Origin of the sequence: Amycolatopsis sp. NBC_00348, assembly GCF_036114655.1 — a bacterium.
In the GTDB taxonomy this organism is placed as follows: domain Bacteria; phylum Actinomycetota; class Actinomycetes; order Mycobacteriales; family Pseudonocardiaceae; genus Amycolatopsis.
In genome coordinates this window covers 5,337,849-5,356,374 of sequence record NZ_CP107994.1, presented here as the reverse complement: position 1 = coordinate 5,356,374, position 18,526 = coordinate 5,337,849, and the positions used below count along the sequence as shown (strand labels likewise).

Sequence of the window (18,526 nt, the reverse complement as noted above, 5' to 3'; positions counted from 1 at the left end):
GTGAATGCCACATCGAGGGACACTATGTCCCTCGATGTGGCATTCACGGACAACCGGGGTTCAGGGGCGGATGACCTCGGCGATGGCGTCGATGCCGCGGTCCAGCTCTTCACGGGTGATCACCAGCGGCGGGGCGACGCGCAGCGTGCGGTCGTGCGTCTCCTTGCACAGCACGCCGCGCGCGGCCAGGGCCTCGGACGCCGCCCGGCCCTCGGGGCCGCCGGGGGCGATGTCGATGCCCGCCCACAGGCCGCGGCCGCGGACCTCGGACAGCCCGCTCCCGACCAGCTCGGTCAGGCGCGTGTGCAGGTGGGCGCCCAGTTCGGTGGAGCGCTGCTGGAACTCGCCGGTCCGCAGCAGCTTGACGACCGCGCGGCCGATCGCGCAGGCCAGCGGGTTGCCGCCGAACGTCGAGCCGTGCTCGCCCGGCTTCAGCACGCCCAGCACGTCGCGGCTGCCGACCACCGCGGACACCGGCAGGATGCCGCCGCCGAGGGCCTTGCCCAGCGTGTAGACGTCGGCGCGGACGCCCTCGTGGTCCAGCGCCAGCACGGTGCCGGTGCGGGCCAGGCCGGACTGGATCTCGTCGGCGATCAGCAGCACGTTGTGGTCGTCGCAGGCCGCGCGGACGTCGGCGAAGTAGCCCGCCGGCGGCACGATGACGCCGGCCTCGCCCTGGACCGGCTCGAGCAGGACGGCGGCCGTGCGCGGGGTGATCGCGTCGCGCAGGGCGGCGGCGTCGCCGTACTTCACCGTGACGAAGCCCGGGGTGAACGGGCCGAAGTCGGCACGCGCGGTCTCGTCGGTCGAGAACGACACGATCGTGGTGGTCCGGCCGTGGAAGTTCGAGTCGGCGACGATGATCTCGGCGGTGCCGTCCGGCACGCCCTTGACCGTGTGCGCCCACTTGCGGGCGAGCTTGACCGCGGACTCGACGGCCTCGGCGCCCGAGTTCATCGGCAGCACCATCTCGGTGCCGGTCAGCTCGGCCAGCTCGCGGCAGAACAGGCCGAGCTGGTCGTGGTGGAAGGCCCGCGACGTGAGCGTGACGCGGCCGAGCTGCTCGACGGCGGCGCCGATCAGGTCCGGGTGGCGGTGGCCGAAGTTCAGCGCCGAATAGCCGGAGAGGAAGTCCAGGTAGGACCGGCCTTCGACGTCGGTCACCGTCGCTCCGGAGGCTCCGGCGATCACGACGGGCAGCGGGTGGTAGTTGTGCGTGCTCCATTGCTCGTCGAGCGCGATGAAGCTCGCGGCGGTGGGGGCGGCGGTTTCCCGGCCGGCGAACGTCGTCATGCGTTCAGGTTAGAGACCGCAGACGCAGAGTTCAGCCGGGAATCGTTGCTTTCACCCGTTGTTCGTTGCGCAATCCGCGGATCCGACCCCCGAATCGCTGCGCCGCCACCCGGCCGGGTGCGTCGACAGGAAAGCCGCCGCCCGAGTCGTTAACCTCGCGGGATGGGCAAGAAGAACGACGAGGGAAGCCGGGTCCGGGACGCGCTGCGGATCACCGGGGAGCTGCCGGACCCGGGCTCGGCGCCGGTCGGGCCCGGCAAGAAGCCGAAGGCCCTCGCCAAGCTCGGCACCGCGGGCGAGCGGCTGTCCGCGCTGCAGGAGGCGCTCTACGCCGAGGGCGTCGGCGGCGGCGAACGCAACGTCCTGCTGGTGCTGCAGGGCATGGACACCTCGGGCAAGGGCGGCACGGTCTCGCACGTGCTCGGCCTGGTCAACCCGATGGGCGTGCACTACTCGGGGTTCAAGGCGCCGACGGCGGCCGAGCGGCGCCACCACTACCTCTGGCGGATCCGCAAGCAGCTGCCGGTGCCCGGCCAGATCGGCGTGTTCGACCGCTCGCACTACGAGGACATCCTGGTCCCGCGGGTGTCCGGGCTGCTCAGCGCGGAGGAGCGGCGCCGCCGCTACAGCGAGATCAACGCGTTCGAGAAGGAGCTGACCGACGGTGGCACCACCGTCGTCAAGGTCTTCCTGCACATCTCGCCCGAGGAGCAGCTCAAGCGGCTGAAGGCCCGGCTGGAGACGCCCGAGAAGCACTGGAAGTACAACCCGGGCGACCTCGAGGCGCGGTCGCACTGGCCCGCCTACCAGAAGGCCTACGCCGACATCTTCAAGAAGACGTCGACGGACTACGCCCCGTGGCACGTCGTGCCGGCCGACCACAAGTGGTACCGGAACTGGGCCGTCGCGGAGCTGCTCATCGAGACCCTCACCGAGCTGGACCCGAAGTTCCCGCAGCCGGACTACGACGTCGACGCCGAGCTGGCGAAGCTGAAGGGTGTTGGCGTACCGGCCTGAGCGTCTGGAAGAGTGCGGGCGTGACCGATGTCGACGATCTCCCGTTCCTCCGCAAACAGGCCCGTACCCAGCGCTTCACTCTCGGCGCGCCGAAGGCGTTCCGGGTCGCCCCGGACGGTTCGCGCGTGCTGTTCCTGCGGGCGGAGTCGGGTACCGACCCGCGGCACAGCCTCTGGTCGGCCGACCTCGCGAGCGGCGCCGAGACGAAGGTCGTCGACGCCGCCGAGCTGCTGCCCGGCGAGGAGGAGCTGCCGGCCGAGGAGCGGGCGCGGCGCGAACGGGCCCGCGAGACCGGCGGCGGGGTCGTCCACTATGGCGTCGACGCGGGCTTCACGGTCGCGGCCTTCACGCTCTCGGGCAAGCTCTACACCCTGGATCTCGCGTCCGGCGAGGTGACGCTGCGGGTCGACGGCGCGGTCATCGACCCGCGGCCGAGCCCCACCGGCACGCACGTCGCGTACGTGCAGGACCGGCGGCTGCACGTCATGGAGCTGGCCACCGGCGACGACCGGGTACTGGCCGGGGAAGACGACGAAGACGTCTCCTGGGGGCTCGCCGAGTTCATCGCCGCCGAGGAGATGGACCGCACCCGCGGCTACTGGTGGGCCCCGGACGGCGCCGCGCTGCTGGCCGAGCGCGCCGACCGCGGCCCGGTGCCGCGCTGGACCATCGCCGACCCGGCCAACCCGCAGAACCCGGCCAACGTCGTCGCCTACCCGGCCGCGGGCACCACGAACGCCCTGGTCACGCTGGCCGTCCTCGGCCTGGACGGCTCGCGCGTCGACGTCGCGCCCGGCGAGTGGGAGTACCTCGCCTCGGTGCACTGGTCGGCGGGCGGCGCGCCGCTGCTGGCCGTCGAGCCGCGGGACCAGACGCGGCTGGACGTGCTCGCCCTCGACGTCACCGACGGCTCGACGTCGGTCGTGCACACCGCCACCGACCAGCACTGGATCGACATCGTCGGCGGCGTCCCGGCGTGGACGCCGGACGGGCGCCTCGTCACCGAGCGGATGGTCGACGGCGACCACCGGCTCTACGTCGGCGAAGACGCCGTCACCCCGGCCGGGCTGCAGCTGCGCGCGGTCCTCGACGTCGGCGACGAGCTGCTCTTCAGCGCGTCCGACGCGGACTCGACGCAGATCCACGTCTACCGCACCGAAGGCGGTTCGATCCACCGGGTGTCCACTGTGGACGGCGTGCACCACGGCGCCGGGTCCGTCGCGGTGACCGTGCTGTCGTCGTGGAGCCTGGAGCACAGCGGCCCGCGCGTCTCGGTGCTGCGCGACGGCGCCGAGGCCGTGGCGATCGCGTCGTCCACTGTGGACCCGGACATCGTGCCGAACCTGACCTGGCTGACGCTGGGGGAGCGCGGCCTGCGCGCCGCCCTGCTGCTGCCGCGCGGCTACGAGCCCAGCGAGGGCAAGCTGCCGGTGCTGCTCGACCCGTACGGCGGCCCGCACGCCCAGCGCGTGCTGCAGAGCCGCAACGCGTTCCTGACGTCACAGTGGCTGGCCGACCAGGGGTTCGCGGTGCTCGTCGCCGACGGCCGCGGCACACCCGGGCGCGGCGCGGTGTGGGAGCGCGAGATCCACGGCCGCCTCGCCGACGTCACCCTGCAGGACCAGGTCGACGCGCTGCAGGCCGCGGCCGCGCGGTTCCCGGAGCTGGACGTCGAGCGCGTCGCCATCCGCGGCTGGTCCTACGGCGGGTACCTGTCCGCGCTGGCCGTGCTGCGCCGCCCGGACGTCTTCCACGCGGCGGTCGCGGGCGCGCCCGTCACGGACTGGTCGTTGTACGACACGCACTACACCGAGCGCTACCTCGGGAAGCCGCAGGATGAGGTGGAGAGCTACGCGCACAACTCGCTGATCGAGAGCGCCGGCGAGCTGAGCCGCGCGCTGCTGATCGTGCACGGGCTGGCCGACGACAACGTGTTCGTCGCCCACTCGCTGCGGCTGTCGTCGGCGCTGCTGGCGAAGGGCCGCTCGCACGTGTTCCTGCCGCTGGCCGGGGCCACCCACATGACGCCGCAGGCCGAAGAGGTCGCGGAGAACCTGATGCGCACCCAGGTGGACTGGATCCTGCGTGAGCTTTCCGTCGTGGAGAAGGAGATCGCATGAGCCGCTGGGGCCTCACGATTCCGCTGACCGGGGTGCCGTTGACGGCGCACCGTGAGCTGGTCGAGCAGCTGCCGGACCTGGGTTACACCGACGCGTGGACGGCCGAGACGGCGGGCACCGACGCGTTCACGCCGCTGGTGCTCGCCTCGCAGTGGGCGCCGCAGCTGCGGCTGGGCACCGCGATCGTGCCGGTGTACACGCGTGGTCCGGGTCTGCTGGCGATGCAGGCGGCGACCGTGGCCGAGCTGGCGCCGGGCCGGTTCGTGCTCGGCATCGGCGCGTCGTCGCCGGTGATCGTCTCGAACTGGAACGCGGCGCCGTTCGAAGCGCCGTTCGCGCGGTCGCGGGACACGCTGCGCTTCCTGCGTTCGGCGCTGACGGGGGAGAAGGTCAGCGAGAAGTACGAGACGTTCGCCGTCTCGAAGTTCCGCCTGGAGCGCCCGGCCGACCCGCCGCCGTCGATCATGCTGGCCGCGTTGCGCCCGGGCATGCTGAAGCTGGCCGCGCGCGAGGCCGACGGCGCGATCACGAACTGGCTGGCGCCGACGGACGTGCCGAAGATCCGCTCGGTCGTGGGCCCGGACGTCGAGCTGGCGGCCCGGATCTTCGTCTGCCCCACCGAGGACGCCGCCGCGGCGCGGGGCCTCGGCCGGATGCTGATCTCGAGCTACCTCACGGTCCCGGTGTACGCGGCGTTCCACGAGTGGCTCGGCCGCGGCGAGGCCCTCGCCCCGATGCACGAGGCCTGGGCGGCGGGCGACCGCCAGAAGGCCAACCAGGTCATCCCGGACGCGGTGGTGGACGACCTGATCGTCCACGGCAGCCTCGACTCGTGCCGGGAACAGATCCAGTCCTATGTGGACAACGGCCTGACCACCCCGATCATCGCGCTGTTGCCGACGGGCGGCGACCCGTTCGAGCAGGTCCGGGCCCTGGCCCCGCGCTGACCCTTCGCCGAGTCGTCGCGCGAGAAACCGGCGCGCGGCAAGGCTTTCGTGCGGCGAGCCAACCGCGCGCACGAAAGCCTCGCCTCGCGCGGCGCCGGGTGATCCCGGCGAGATCCGGGCGGAAGCGGCGGCACAACGGCTGCAGCCCGGCGTCGCCGCATGAAGCGCAAGTGGTCGGCAGCACGCTCGCCGAGTACGTCGACCGGATATCGGACACCGCGTCGGCCGGGAAGACGGTGAGCGACCGGTCAGACCGCGTCCGCCGGCGCCTCGGCCGCCCCGATCGGGGCCAGCCCGGCGATCCGCGCTCGCAGCCCGTCGTCACAGCCGATCACCTTCGGGGCCGAACCTACTCCCGATGGCCGACGCGTTCCCGCCGCTCGGTCGCGCATGCTGGAACGGGGCCGGGTGACAGGCAGCCTTCGGTCGCCGTACTGTTGCTCAGCGTAGGCAAGGCAACCCTAAGGAAGGCGGGGGTACATGCGGGCAGACGGGCTGGCCGGGGGCGAAGGCGGCGCGGACCGGCTCGGGGAGCTGATCCCGGCGGCACTGCGCGGCATGGCGGCCGGAGTCGCCGAACGCGGCGGGCCGGTGCCGGCCGGCGGACCCGCCGCGGTGGCCGCGGCGCTCGCCGGTGAAGGGGGCGCGCTGCCACGTCACGGCGTCGGCGCCGAAGCCGCGCTGGAGGAGCTCAGCCGGCTGCTCGCGGCGGGCTCGGCCGATCCCGCCGACCCGGCCTGCGCGGCCCACCTGCACTGCCCGCCGCTCGCGGTGTCCGTCGCCGCCGACGTCGTGGCGAGCGCGCTCAACCCGTCGATGGACTCCTGGGACCAGGCGCCGGTGGCCAGCGAGCTGGAGCGCGAGTTCACCACCGGCATCGCCCGCCTCTGCTACCCGGACGCCGCCGCGCCGGACGCCGTCGTGACCACCGGTGGCACCGAATCCAACCTGCTCGGGCTGCTGCTGGCCCGCGAGCGGGACGCGCACGTCCGGCCCGTCTGCGGCGTCAACGCCCACCACAGCGTCGCCCGCGCGGCCTGGCTGCTCGGCCTGCCCGCGCCGGTCGTCGTCGCGTGCGAGGGCGATCGCCTGCTCCCGGCCGCACTCGCCGAGACTCTCCGCGACCTGGGCGCGCCCGCCGTCGTCGTCGCGACCGCCGGCACCACCAACACCGGCACGATCGACCCGCTGCCCGAGATCGCCGAGATCTGCCGCCAAGCGGGCGCCCGGCTGCACGTCGACGCCGCGTACGGCGGGATGGCGCTGTGCAGCACCGCGCTCCGGGCCCAGCTCGCCGGGCTGGAGCAGGCCGGCTCCGTCGCGCTCGACCTGCACAAGTTCGGCTGGCAGCCGGTCGCGGCCGGGCTCTTCGCCGCCCGCGAGGCCGCCGACCTCGGCGCGCTGACCGTGCGGGCCGAGTACCTCAACGCCGACGACGACACCGAGGCCGGCCTGCCGGACCTGCTCGGCCGCTCGATCCGGACGTCGCGGCGGCCGGACGCGTTCCGGATGGCCGTCACCGTGCGAGCGCTGGGCACCGACGGTCTCGGCGCGCTCGTCGAGCACTGCTGCGACACCGCCGGCGAGGTCGCGGCCGTCGTCGACGCCCACCCCGGCCTGCGCCTCTGGGGCGCGCCGGAGCTGTCCACCGTCGTCCTGCGCCCGGTCGTCGCCGAGAACCTCGCGGACGCCGAAGCCGACGAACTGGTCGCCCGGGTCCGCCGCGCGCTGCTGGAGGCGGGCACCGCGGTGATCGGCCGGGCCGCGCTGCCGACCGGCCCCGGCGGCGCGCCGCAGCTGTGGCTCAAGCTGACGCTGCTGCACCCCGAAACCACGGTCGAGGACTACCGCCCGCTGCTGGACCGGATCGCCGCCACCGCGGGCGCCGAGCTCGTCGCGAACCGGGAAAGCCCGGTCGCTTCGTGAGGCGCCACCACGTGGCGGGCATCGGGATCGGGCCGTTCAACCTCTCGCTAGCGGCGCTCGCCGCCCCGGTCGACGGCCTGGACGCGGTGTTCTTCGACGCCCGCCCGGAGTTCCGGTGGCACCCGGGCCTGCTGGTCGAGGGCGCGAGCCTGCAGGTGCCGTTCCTCGCCGACCTGGTGACGCTGGTCGACCCGACGAACCCGTTGTCGTTCCTCAACTACCTGCGCGACCGCGGCCGGCTGCTGCCCTTCTACTTCGCCGAGCGGTTCCACCTGCCGCGCGCCGAATACGACGACTACGGCCGCTGGGCGGCGGCGCGGCTGCCGTCGTGCCGGTTCGGCCACGAGGTCACCGGCGTCCGGTGGGACGCGGCCGAAGCGGCGTTCGAGCTGACGGTCGCCGGCACCGAACCGGTGCTGGCCGACGCCGTCGTGCTCGGGGTCGGGTCGGTGCCGGCGGTGCCGGAACCGTTGCGGGACCTGGTTTCGGACCCGGACACCCTTGCCCTGCACTCCGCGGACTACCTCACCCACCGGGCCGCGCTGGTGGCCGCCGAGAGCGTCACCGTCGTCGGGTCCGGGCAGTCGGGGGCCGAGGTCGTCCTCGACCTGCTGCGCGCGCGATCCACTGTGGACGGCCTCCGCTGGCTTGCTCGCACCCCGGCGTTCGCGCCGATGGAGTACTCGAAACTGGGACTGGAGCAGTTCACCCCCGACTACACCACCTACTTCCACGGCCTGCCGAGCGCGGTCCGCGACCGCCTGCTGCCCACGCAGTGGCAGCTGTACAAGGGGATCGACGCCGAGACGATCGCCGCGATCCACGACGAGCTCTACCGCCGCAGCATCGGCGGCGGCTGGCCCGCCGCGGTGCTGAGCCCGGGCGTCGAAGTCGTCTCGGCGTCCACTGTGGATGGACAAGTCGACTTGGGGCTCCGGCACGCGCAGCAGGGCCGCAACGGGACCGTGCGCACCGCCGCCGTCGTCGCGGCCACCGGCTACACCGAAACGCCGACCGGGCCGCTGCTGGCCGGGCTCGGCGACGCCGTGCACCGCGACGACCGGGGCCGGCTCGTGGTCGGCGCCGACCACCGCGTCGCCCTCGACGTGCCGGGGCCGCTGTTCGTGCAGAACGCCGAACGGCACACGCACGGGCCGGGCGCCCCCGACCTCGGCCTGGGCGCCTGGCGGGCGGCCGTGATCCTCAATGCCGTGTGCGGCAAGACCGTGCACGAGCTGCCCGACCGCACCGCCTTCACCACGTTCGGCCTGGAGGACAAGTGAGCATCGACGAGGCGGCCGCCTGGCGCGCGGCCGGTGCCCTGATCACGCACAAGATGCTCGGCGAGCTGTCGTACGAGCACATGCTGGAGCCGGTGGCCGACGGCGACAGCTACCGGCTCGAGCTGCCGGACGACGTCGTCTACACCTTCCGGTCCCGGCGCGGCGCCTTCGACGCCTGGACGGTGGTCGCGGGCAGCGCGCACCGGTCCGGCGAGCCGGCCACCGACCCGCGCACGCTCGTCGTGGACGCCCGGAAGACGTTGGGGCTCAGCGGGTTGCGGCTGGCCGACGTCCTGGCCGAGCTGACCGCGACGGTCGCCAACGAGGCCGCCCGCCTGCGCCGCGCGCCGACCGCGGCGGAGCTGTCCACACTGGACTACAACGTCGCCGACGGGCACCTCACGGGTCACCCGCGGCTGGTGCTCAACAAGGGCCGCGTCGGCTTCTCGGCGCTCGACCGCGCGCGGTTCGCGCCGGAGGCCGGGGCCGACGTCCGGCTGCGCTGGTTCGCCGTCCACCCCGAGCACGCCGAGTTCCGCAGTGTCGACGAGCTGAGCCGGGACGCGTTGCTGGCCGCCGAACTCGGCGACCTGCGCGCGGAGTTCGCCGGCCGCGCGCCCGACGGCTACGTGTGGGTGCCGGTGCACCCGTGGCAGGCCGACGAAATCCTCGGCACGCTCTACGCCGCCGAGCTGGCCACCGGCGTCATGATCGACCTCGGCGAGAGCGCCGACGGCTACCGCGCGCACCAGACCGTCCGGACGCTCGCGAACGTGAGCACGCCCGGGCGGCACGACGTCAAGACCGCCGTGTCGGTGCGCAACACGCTCGTCTACCGGGGGCTCAACTCCGCGGCCACGCTCGCCGGGCCGTCGGTGACGTCGTGGCTGCGCCGGGTCAGCGCGGGTGATCCGTTGCTGGCCGAGAAGTACCGGTTCGGGCTGCTCGGCGAGGTCGCGAGCGTGTCGGTGAAGCACCCGCTGTTCGGGCACCTGGAGGAGCTGCCGTACCGGTTCCACGAGACCCTGGGCGCGTTGTGGCGGGAACCCCTCACCGCGCACCTGGCGGCCGGGGAGCGCGCCATCTCGTTCGCCGCACTGCCTTATCGCGGGCCCGACGGCGTCTCGGTGCTCGCCCACCTGATCGGCGACGGCGACCCGGAGGGGTGGCTGACGCGGCTGTTCGACCTGACGCTCACGCCGTTGCTGCAGTGGCTGCTGCGCCACGGCGTCGGCTTCTGCCCGCACGGCCAGAACCTGATCCTCGTCGTCGACGCCGCCGGCGTGCCGCAGCGGGTGCTGATCAAGGACTTCGCCCAGGGTGTCGACCTGCTCGACGAACAGCTCGAAAGCTACGAAAGCCTCCCGCCCGAGGCGGCCGCCGACATGCTGCGCTGGCCGGCGCACCTGCTCGCGCAGTCGCTGTTCAGCTCGGTGTTCTCCGGGCAGTTCCGGTTCTGGGCCGAGGTACTGCTCGACGAGCTGAGCCTGCCGCGGGCGAGGTTCTGGGCGCCGGTGCGCGAGATCGTCGGCCGCTACCGCGACGAGAACCCGGACGTCGCCGCGCGGTTCGACGCGTGTCGGCTGTTCGCACCGGACGTCGAGCGCGTCACGCTCAACCGCGAGCACTTCGCCGGGCAGGGCTTCGACAAGGTGGAGCGCGACGACGAGTTCGACGTCCGCTTCGGCCGGGTGCCGAACCCGCTGCACAGCGCGGATCCCGGCGGCGCGTGGTGACGCCGTTCGCGCGCCCGGCCGGCCCGCGGTCGCTGGCCGCCCGGCGTGCGGCGGCCGTGACCGGGGAAGGCGTGCTGCGCGGGGTGCTCGCCGAGGACGGCGCGCGGCTGCTCCTGCTGGTGCCCGACCCGCACGCCCGCTTCGCCGCCGTCGAGCTGGCCGCGCCGTTCGCCGCCGACGTCCTCACCGACGGCTACGGCGTCTGCAGCTACGTCTTCGCGTGGACGCCCGAGCGCGCGGCGTTGCCGGAGTCCGGGGCGCTCGGTGGCTACCTGAATGGCTACCTGGAGGGCTACGGCGACCTGCGGATGCGGCCGGATGCGGCGAGCGCGATCCCGCTCGGCGACCGGACGTGGGCGGTGGTGTGCGACGCCGAGTGGCCGGCCGGGCCGGTCGCGGAGCTGGCCTCGCGCGAGGTGCTGCGCGGGCAGCTCGAAGCACTGGAAGGACTCGGGCTGGTGCCGTCGGTGGGCATCGAGCACGAGGTGGTGTTCCGCGACGCGGCCGGCGAGCCGCTCACCGCGCACGGCGTCGACTACGCGGTCGGCGGCACCGAGCGTCTCGCGCCGCTGCTGCGCGACCTGCGGGAGGCGCTCGACGAGGCCGGGCTGGGCGTCGAGTCGGCGCGCGCGGAGTGCCACCCGGGCCAGTACGAGATCGTGCTGCGCCACCGCGACGCCCTCGCCGCCTGCGACGACGTCCTGCTGCAGCAGCTGATCGTCCGCCGGGTCGCGGCGCGCCACGGCGTCACCGCCGATTACCTCGCGGCGCCCGCGCCGGGGCAGGGCAACTCGGGGCACGTCCACCTGTCACTGTCCGCCGTGGACGGTTCCGGGCCGGATCTGCTGGGCGGGTTCCTGGCGGGCGTGCTGCGGGACGCGCGGGCGCTGACGGCCGTGTGGTCGCCGACGTGGAACGGCTACGTCCGGCTGCGGACGGCACCGTTCTCCCCGCGCGAGATCCGCTGGGGCCACGACGACCGGACGGCGTCGGTCCGCGTGGCCGGGCCCGCGGCGAACCGCCGCTTGGAGTTCCGCTTCCCGGGCGCCGACGCCCAGCCCCACCTGGTCGTCGCGGCCCTGCTGGCAGCCGGGCGGTTCGGGCTGGAGGAAGGCCTGACGCCGCCGCCGGCCGGGACGACCGTGGACGAGCTGGCGACGTCGCCGTGGGAGGCGCTGACGCTGATCTCGGACGGCCGCGCCGGCAAGCTGCTCGGCGTGGACGTCGCGGCCCAGCTGACGGCGTTGCTCACGGAGGAGATCGAGTCCGGTCTGGACGCGGTGACCGACTGGCAGCGGCGCCGGGGCGCCCTCCGGGCCTGAGCCGATTCTCTTTCGAGAACACGGTCGGGTAACAGTTCGCCGCGGCCAGGGCATGGGCGTTGCACCGGGAAAGATCGAGACGACTCCTCGCGCGAACCGAAACAGCGTGGGAGACAACTCGTGGGCAAACCAGCCGAATACTTCCCCTTTGAACTGATCCTCGATCCGCGATATTTCGGATTGGTCTCGGGTTTCCACGATGGGCCGTTCGGGCGCCTGCACTACGTGCGCGGCGTACAGCTGCAGCATGGCTCCGAAGCGACGGTTTTTCTCCACGGCGTGGCCAACGACTGGACGACTTGGACGCCGCTTCTGCAGCTCGCTTGTGATCAAAGTCCTGGTAAGAAACCCGCCGAAGTGCTTGGTGACTTCATCCTCGTCGATCTGCCAGGCTTCGGAAGGTCCGACAATAAGGAAGACCATCTGGAGGGTCGGCTGGTAGGGGACCTGGTGATCGAATTGGCCCGGACCCTGGGGTTCGACAGAGTGCGGCTGGTCGGCCATTCGATGGGCGGGTTCCTCGCGTTGGACATCGCTGCCCGGCACGCTAAGGTGGTGTCTTCCGTGCACCTCGTCGCCGGAGCGTACTTCTCGGTGATCAGGACAGTGCAGAGTCCCTGGCTGAGCCTGCTTTCCCGGCACAAGGTCGCGGTGGCTTACTTCTCGCAGAGTGCGCTGGCCATGCTGGGCCCGGCGGGTCTGCTGCTCATTCGCGCGCTGGCCAGGACCCGGTTGCTGCCGCTTTCTCTGCGAGGTTTCCTGGCCTACCCGTGGTCGGCGAACCGGAGTTTCCTGGATGGGCTGACGCGGGGAATGCGTCCCAAATCGTTCCTGCTGGCGGCTCAGAACGGAATCGACTACGACCCGGACGTCGAATGGCAAAAGATCCATTGTCCAGTCGTCGGGGTGTTCGGGGTCAAGGACAAACTGGTCCCCGTATCCGACATGGTCGACCTACGGCGGGTCTGCGACAGTGCCGAAGTGCATCTCTTGGACAGCTGCGCCCATTTTCCCCAGGTCGAGATGCCGCATCGTACGTACCAGCTCTTGCTTGGCGGGCGAGGCCGTGATGAGTGAGCGCCCTTTTGTTCCAAGCCGGCCGGTGGTCGAGGTACTGCTCATCCTCGGTGTGCCGCTCGCCATGGTCTGGATGGCCGTCTCCACCTTGGTGAACGGAACCTTTGCGGCTGCCGGTTGCAATCCATTGCGCATCGTACGTCTGCTGGTCGCCGGAGCTGAGCATCCGGACCTCACTTGCACGAGCGTGCCGTTCATTGCCGATCTGCCCAGCCTCGGGCTCGGCCTGACCTCGGAGACGGCGGTCGTTCTCTATCTACTGCTCATCAGGCGGATGCGTAAGCTCGACGTCAGCTTGACCAGAGAAGGTGCGGCGATCTTCGACAAGGGCCAGCTGGATCAGGACCCGATGCGCACTCGGTACGCCAAGTTCCTGGTCAGGCTGAAGGTGCCGTCGATCCGTCAGCTGGTGGTGTTCTCCGCGGTGATCACGCTGGGCACCGGCTTCTACGTCAGTGCATCGAAGACCAACCACTTGTTCAAGACGATGGCGAACATTCAGGGGGTCCCGCATCCGTCGGTTTCGGTGCAGGACGGCTACCGGCTGTCGTGGTGGGCGCAGTGGGACACCGACCCCTCGATGGCAATTCTGTGGATCGCCGTGGGATCGATCGGAACGTACTTCGCGTTTCGGCAGGCCTACCTCTACTACCACATCGCCCGGCTATTCAAGGACGTCCCGAAACTCGTGGTGTTCCGGCATGTGCCGGCCCGGATCGACCGCGATCACGGCTGGCGTCCAGTGGGCAGGCTTACCGTCATTGCCTATTTGTCGTCGTTGTGCTTCGTTTGCTCGCTGATCGTCCTGATCTACATACTTCGCGACCCCGACGCGCCGCGTCCTTACCGGGTGGTGATCAATGTGTTGCTCGGCGCCGTCGCATTCGCGGGGACCCTGCTCAACTTGGCGGTCGTCGCGACCCTGCGATCTGGAATCCACAAGTCGTACGCGAAGAGCCTGAAGGACCGGATGGTCAGGCTGAACTCGGAGAGTGCGGCCCTCGAGAACACGGGGCAGTTCCTGGCCGCCAGGACTACTCGACTGGAGGCCGACCACCTCGTCAGCGACGCGGGCTACCCGATCCGGGGCGGAGTGGTCCGTGTGGCGTCGCTGGCGTCTGGGCTGATACCGGTCATCAAGTTGTCCCATGACGTGATCAATCTGTACTTCTGATCTTCGTCAGGAAGCCGGCAGTACGCGCCGACGGCGGGTCCACATGGTTCTTCACCCGCTGGGGGTTGCGCGGCGGGCTCCGGGTGCGCAGGCTCGACACCGTGAGCGAGCACGAGTACGACCTCATCGTCATCGGTTCGGGCCCGGGTGGGCAGAAGGCCGCCATCGCGGCCGCGAAACTGGGCAAGAAGGTGGCGGTCGTCGACCGGCACGACATGGTCGGCGGGGTGTGCGTCAACACCGGCACGATCCCGTCCAAGACCCTGCGCGAAGCGGTGCTCTACCTGACCGGCATGAACCAGCGCGAGCTGTACGGCGCCAGCTACCGGGTCAAGCAGGACATCACCATCGCCGACCTGCTGGCGCGCACCCACCACGTGGTCGGGCGCGAGGTCCAGGTGGTGCGCGCCCAGCTGATGCGCAACCACGTCGACCTGATCGCCGGCCTCGGCTCGTTCGCCGACCCGCACACCGTGGTCGTCGACGGCAAGCACGCCGGGGACCGCCGGACGCTGACCGGGGACTACGTCGTGATCGCCACCGGCACCCGGCCCGCGCGGCCCGGGCACGTCGACTTCGACGCCGCCCGCGTGCTGGACTCCGACGAGATCCTGCGGCTCGAACAGATCCCGTCGTCGCTCGTCGTGGTCGGCGCGGGCGTGATCGGCATCGAGTACGCGTCGATGTTCGCCGCGCTCGGCTCGCGCGTCACCGTGGTCGAGCAGCGCGACCAGATGCTCGACTTCTGCGACCCCGAGATCGTGGAGTCGCTGAAGTTCCAGCTGCGCGACCTCGGCGTCACGTTCCGGTTCGGCGAGAAGGTCGCCGACGTCGCGGTGTCCGACGACGCGACGATCACGACCCTGGTCAGCGGCAAGCGCATCCCGGCCGACGGCGTGATGTACTCCGCCGGCCGCCAGGGCATGACCGGCTCGCTCGCGCTGGAGGAGGCCGGGCTGGCCGCGGACGAGCGCGGCCGGCTCGTCGTCGACGAGCACTACCGCACCGAGGTCCCGCACATCTACGCCGTCGGCGACGTGATCGGCTTCCCGGCGCTCGCGGCGACGTCGATGGACCAGGGCCGGCTCGCGGCCTACCACGCGTTCGGCGAGCCGGCGAACGGCCTCGGCGCGCTGCAGCCGATCGGCATCTACACGATCCCGGAGATCTCGTACGTCGGGGCGACCGAGGCCCAGCTGACGTCGTCGTCGGTGCCCTACGAGGTCGGCATCGCCCGCTACCGCGAGCTCGCGCGCGGCCAGATCACCGGCGACAGCTACGGCATGCTGAAGCTGCTGGTGTCCACGAAGGACCGGAAGCTGCTGGGCGTGCACGTGTTCGGCACGGGCGCCACGGACCTGGTCCACATCGGACAGGCGGTGATGGGCTGCGGCGGCACGGTCGACTACCTCGTCGACGCGGTGTTCAACTACCCGACGCTCTCGGAGGCCTACAAGGTGGCCGCGCTGGACGCCACCAACAAGATCCGCGCCCTGGACCGGTTCACCTCCTGACACCGTCGTCGCCGAATTCGCCAGGCTCTGTGACACCAGGGGTCGTGAGTGTTTAGGAGGGTTAGAACCCTCCTAAACACTCACGACAACCCGCGCCGAGCGTCAGGTGAGCTTCGTCGTGCGGGTCGCCGGCACGGCTTCCGTGCGTAGCCAGTCGCGAACGCGTTTGACACCCCAATAGAACATGTGTTCGACTGCCGGAGTGCGATGGGATCGGCAGCGAGCAGGGGAGGGTGAGCCGGCACTGCCCGGGCTGGAAGGCCTGGTGCGTTCCGTGCGGTCACCGGAATTCGACGGCGTCACCTTTCACGAGGTGAACGCCCGCTCGGTGCTGAACAAGGTGCCCACGGGCTCCGGGGTGCCGTTCAGCTGGACCGTGAACCCGTACCGCGGCTGCTCCCATGCCTGTACGTATTGCTTGGAAGGCGGCACCCGGATCCTGCTCGCCGACGGCCGGACGCGGGCGCTGTCGGAGCTGAAGGTCGGCGACGCGATCTACGGCACCCGCGGCCACGGCGCGGCCCGGCGGCTGGTGCCGACCACGGTGCTCGCGCACTGGACGACGTTGCGCGACGCCTACCGCGTCACCCTCGACGACGGCACGCGGCTCGTCGCGAGCGGCGATCACCGGTTCCTCACCTCGAAGGGCTGGAAGCACGTCACCGGCAGCAAGCTCGGCGCCGCCCAGCGGCCGCACCTGACCCCCGGGGCCGAGCTGATCGGCGTCGGCCGGTTCGCGCCGACGCCCGACGAGACGCTCGGCTACCGCGCCGGCTACCTGTGCGGGATGCTGCGCTCCGGCGGGTTCGGCGCGGAGGCGGACGCGGCCGCGCGGGCGCTGGAGTACCTGCCCGACTTCGGGGCGTCGGTCGGGTTCCTGAAGGTGCCCGCCGACCCGGACGCGCACTGGCGGCGCGGGTTCCTCGCCGGCGTCTTCGACCTCGCCGGCAGCCACGGCCGCGGGATGCTGTCCGTCGCGCACGACGAGCCGGAGATCGCCGACGCCTTCGTGGCGGCCCTCACGAGTTTCGGCTTCGCGCACCAGCTCGACGAAGTGCCGAAGTTCCCGACGCGCCAAGAGGTCCGGTTGCTCGGCGGCGCCGGCGAGGTCCTCCGGTTCCTGCACCTGAGCAACCCGGCGGTCGCCTGGAAACGCTCGCTCGACGGCTCGGTGATCGGCGCCAGCCGGCGGCGCGTCGAGGCGATCGAGCCGCTGGGCCTGCAGCTCCCGCTGTTCGACATCACCACCGGCACCGGCGACTTCATCGCCGACGGCATGGTGTCGCACAACTGCTTCGCCCGGAACACCCACACCTACCTGGACTTCGACGCCGGCCGCGACTTCGACACCCAGGTCGTCGTCAAGGTCAACGCCCCGCAGGTGCTGGCGGCGCAGCTGAAGCGGCCGTCCTGGCGGCGCGAGCCCGTCGCGATGGGCACCAACACCGACCCGTACCAGCGCGCGGAGGGCCGCTACGGGCTGATGCCGGGCATCATCACGGCGCTCGCGCGGTCCGGCACGCCGTTGTCGGTGCTCACGAAGGGCACCGTGCTGGCCCGGGACCTGCCGCTGCTGCAGAGCGTCGCGGCGGACGTCCCGGTCGGCCTCGCCGTGTCGATCGCGCTGCTCGACCGCGAGCTGCAGCACCGTCTCGAACCCGGCACGCCGAGCCCGCAGGCGCGGCTGGAGCTCGTCCGCAAGGCCCGTGAGGCCGGGCTGCCGTGCTCGGTACTGGTGGCGCCGGTGCTGCCGTGGCTGACCGACTCCGCCGAGGCCCTCGACGCGCTGTTCGCGCGGCTGGCCGAGGTGGGCGCCACGAGCGTGACGGTCATCCCGCTGCACCTGCGCCCGGGCGCCCGCGAGTGGTTCGGCCGCTGGCTGGCGGGCACCTACCCGGCGCTGGTCCCGCGCTACCGGGAGCTGTACGCGAAGGGGAGCTACGTGCAGAAGGCGTACCGCGAGCGGCTCGGCGAGCGGGTGGCGCCGCTGCTGAGGCGGCACGGGCTGGCCCCGAAGACGGGGTACGAAGTACGGACGCCGGAGCCGCCGGTGCCGTCGGTGTCGTCGCGGGGGGAGGACGTACCGCCCGCCGAACAGCTGCGGTTGCTGTGACGGCCTCGCGGTGCCCTGTCACGGCGGAGCGCGTCCGGTGCTCACTCAGCGGGACGGCTCCCGCTCGCCGGGCGATTCCGGCTACTCTGATGGCCCAGTGGGTCAGCGTCCGCAGCGAGTCCTTTGACTGTCCTTTATGGACCACGATTGCGGTACGTGATCCTCCCACCGGGCGGCCGTGTGAGTGAGGTCGTCACCCCCGACAACCGTGACACTGCACCGTTCGCCGTAACCCGGCGGGTGGTGTCGGGTGCTTGCGGGAAAATGTCCGATCGTGTCGTTGTCGGGCCCCCTCACCGACGCCTAACGTCGAAGGGATCGATCCGAAAGGAGCCGGACGTTGACGACCTCGCAGACCGACCGTGTCGCGGCGGCCCGGCTCGCCTGGGCCGCGCTGAAGCTGACCCGGGCCGGCCGTCACCCGGTGGGCGTCGACCGGCTCGCCGGGACCGTCGGCGTCACCCCGGCCGAAGCGCGCCGGCTCGTCGAGCTGATCGGCTTCACCCTGCACCGCGACCTCGTCTCGACCGGACCCGCGCCGCGCGGGAGCCACCAGCGGCTCGAGCCCGCCGAAGGCACCCTCGGGGCCGGCCCGGACGGCTCCGTCGACATGTTCCTGCTGGCCCTGGCGACCAACGAGCGTGTGCACGCCGTCGCGACCTGCCCGGTCACCGGCACCCGCATCCGCATCGAGCTCACCCCGTGGGGGATCCTGCAGGCCGACCCGGCCTCCGCCGTCGTCGCCGCGGTCGACCTCGGCTTCGACCTCGACCGCGTGGACGCCGTCGCTTGCGCCGGGCAGCCGTTCTTCGCGTCGGCGTCGGCGGCCGCGAACTGGCTGGTCTCGCACCCGGGCGGCCGCATCTACCAGGTCGCCGCCTACCTCGCCCAGGCCCACCGGCTGGTGGCCGCGCTGGAGGCCCGCCCCAAGTTCGTTCTTTGACACCTGGCACCGCCAGAAGTCAAACCTGCCGACGTCGTACGCTGGGCGGTTCGTTAGCCTT

The 18,526-nt window shown here is 71.8% G+C and carries 13 protein-coding genes; 12 read left to right on the top strand and 1 reads right to left on the bottom strand.

The genetic code is table 11. The features are described 5' to 3' along the window. Positions 1–60 precede the first annotated feature (60 nt). Positions 61–1,293: an ornithine--oxo-acid transaminase gene (gene rocD, locus OHS58_RS22775; protein ID WP_328649752.1), complete on the bottom strand. Its 1,233-nt coding sequence runs from the start codon at positions 1,291–1,293 to the stop codon at positions 61–63. Between the two features lie 162 nt (positions 1,294–1,455). Between rocD and OHS58_RS22770 the strand changes: the two genes are divergently transcribed. The 12 genes from OHS58_RS22770 (at position 1,456) to merB (ending at position 18,465) form a co-directional block, all read left to right on the top strand. Further along, positions 1,456–2,310: a PPK2 family polyphosphate kinase gene (locus OHS58_RS22770; RefSeq protein ID WP_326947763.1), complete on the top strand. Its 855-nt coding sequence runs from the start codon at positions 1,456–1,458 to the stop codon at positions 2,308–2,310. Between the two features lie 20 nt (positions 2,311–2,330). Beyond that, positions 2,331–4,430, top strand: a complete 2,100-nt coding sequence (locus OHS58_RS22765) for a S9 family peptidase (protein ID WP_328649751.1) — start codon at positions 2,331–2,333, stop codon at positions 4,428–4,430. Next, the gene (locus OHS58_RS22760; protein ID WP_328649750.1) at positions 4,427–5,377 is read left to right on the top strand and encodes an LLM class F420-dependent oxidoreductase; all 951 of its coding nucleotides are present in this window, start codon (positions 4,427–4,429) and stop codon (positions 5,375–5,377) included. The genes OHS58_RS22765 and OHS58_RS22760 overlap by 4 nt, the downstream gene beginning before the upstream one ends. A gap of 480 nt (positions 5,378–5,857) precedes the next feature. After that, entirely contained in the window at positions 5,858–7,303 is a 1,446-nt protein-coding gene (locus OHS58_RS22755) for a pyridoxal phosphate-dependent decarboxylase family protein (protein ID WP_328649749.1), read from the top strand. Beyond that, positions 7,300–8,586 carry a lysine N(6)-hydroxylase/L-ornithine N(5)-oxygenase family protein gene (locus OHS58_RS22750; protein ID WP_328649748.1) on the top strand — a complete coding sequence of 429 codons (1,287 nt, stop codon included), beginning with the start codon at positions 7,300–7,302 and terminating at the stop codon, positions 8,584–8,586. The genes OHS58_RS22755 and OHS58_RS22750 overlap by 4 nt, the downstream gene beginning before the upstream one ends. After that, positions 8,583–10,322 carry an IucA/IucC family protein gene (locus OHS58_RS22745; protein WP_328649747.1) on the top strand — a complete coding sequence of 580 codons (1,740 nt, stop codon included), beginning with the start codon at positions 8,583–8,585 and terminating at the stop codon, positions 10,320–10,322. Before OHS58_RS22750 ends, OHS58_RS22745 begins: the two co-directional genes overlap by 4 nt. After that, positions 10,319–11,644, top strand: coding sequence for a glutamine synthetase (locus OHS58_RS22740; RefSeq protein ID WP_328649846.1), 1,326 nt, complete (start codon positions 10,319–10,321; stop codon positions 11,642–11,644). Before OHS58_RS22745 ends, OHS58_RS22740 begins: the two co-directional genes overlap by 4 nt. A 120-nt stretch (positions 11,645–11,764) precedes the next feature. Further along, the gene (locus OHS58_RS22735) at positions 11,765–12,721 is read left to right on the top strand and encodes an alpha/beta fold hydrolase (protein ID WP_328649746.1); all 957 of its coding nucleotides are present in this window, start codon (positions 11,765–11,767) and stop codon (positions 12,719–12,721) included. Beyond that, positions 12,696–13,895, top strand: a complete 1,200-nt coding sequence (locus OHS58_RS22730) for a hypothetical protein (RefSeq protein WP_328649745.1) — start codon at positions 12,696–12,698, stop codon at positions 13,893–13,895. Before OHS58_RS22735 ends, OHS58_RS22730 begins: the two co-directional genes overlap by 26 nt. A 101-nt stretch (positions 13,896–13,996) precedes the next feature. After that, complete coding sequence (gene sthA, locus OHS58_RS22725) at positions 13,997–15,409, top strand: Si-specific NAD(P)(+) transhydrogenase (RefSeq protein ID WP_328649744.1); 1,413 nt, start codon at positions 13,997–13,999, stop codon at positions 15,407–15,409. Positions 15,410–15,593: 184 nt separating this feature from the next. After that, entirely contained in the window at positions 15,594–17,522 is a 1,929-nt protein-coding gene (locus tag OHS58_RS22720; protein ID WP_328649743.1) for an intein-containing Rv2578c family radical SAM protein, read from the top strand. A gap of 340 nt (positions 17,523–17,862) precedes the next feature. After that, positions 17,863–18,465 carry an organomercurial lyase gene (merB, locus tag OHS58_RS22715; RefSeq protein ID WP_247049093.1) on the top strand — a complete coding sequence of 201 codons (603 nt, stop codon included), beginning with the start codon at positions 17,863–17,865 and terminating at the stop codon, positions 18,463–18,465. The last annotated feature ends 61 nt before the right edge of the window (positions 18,466–18,526 follow it).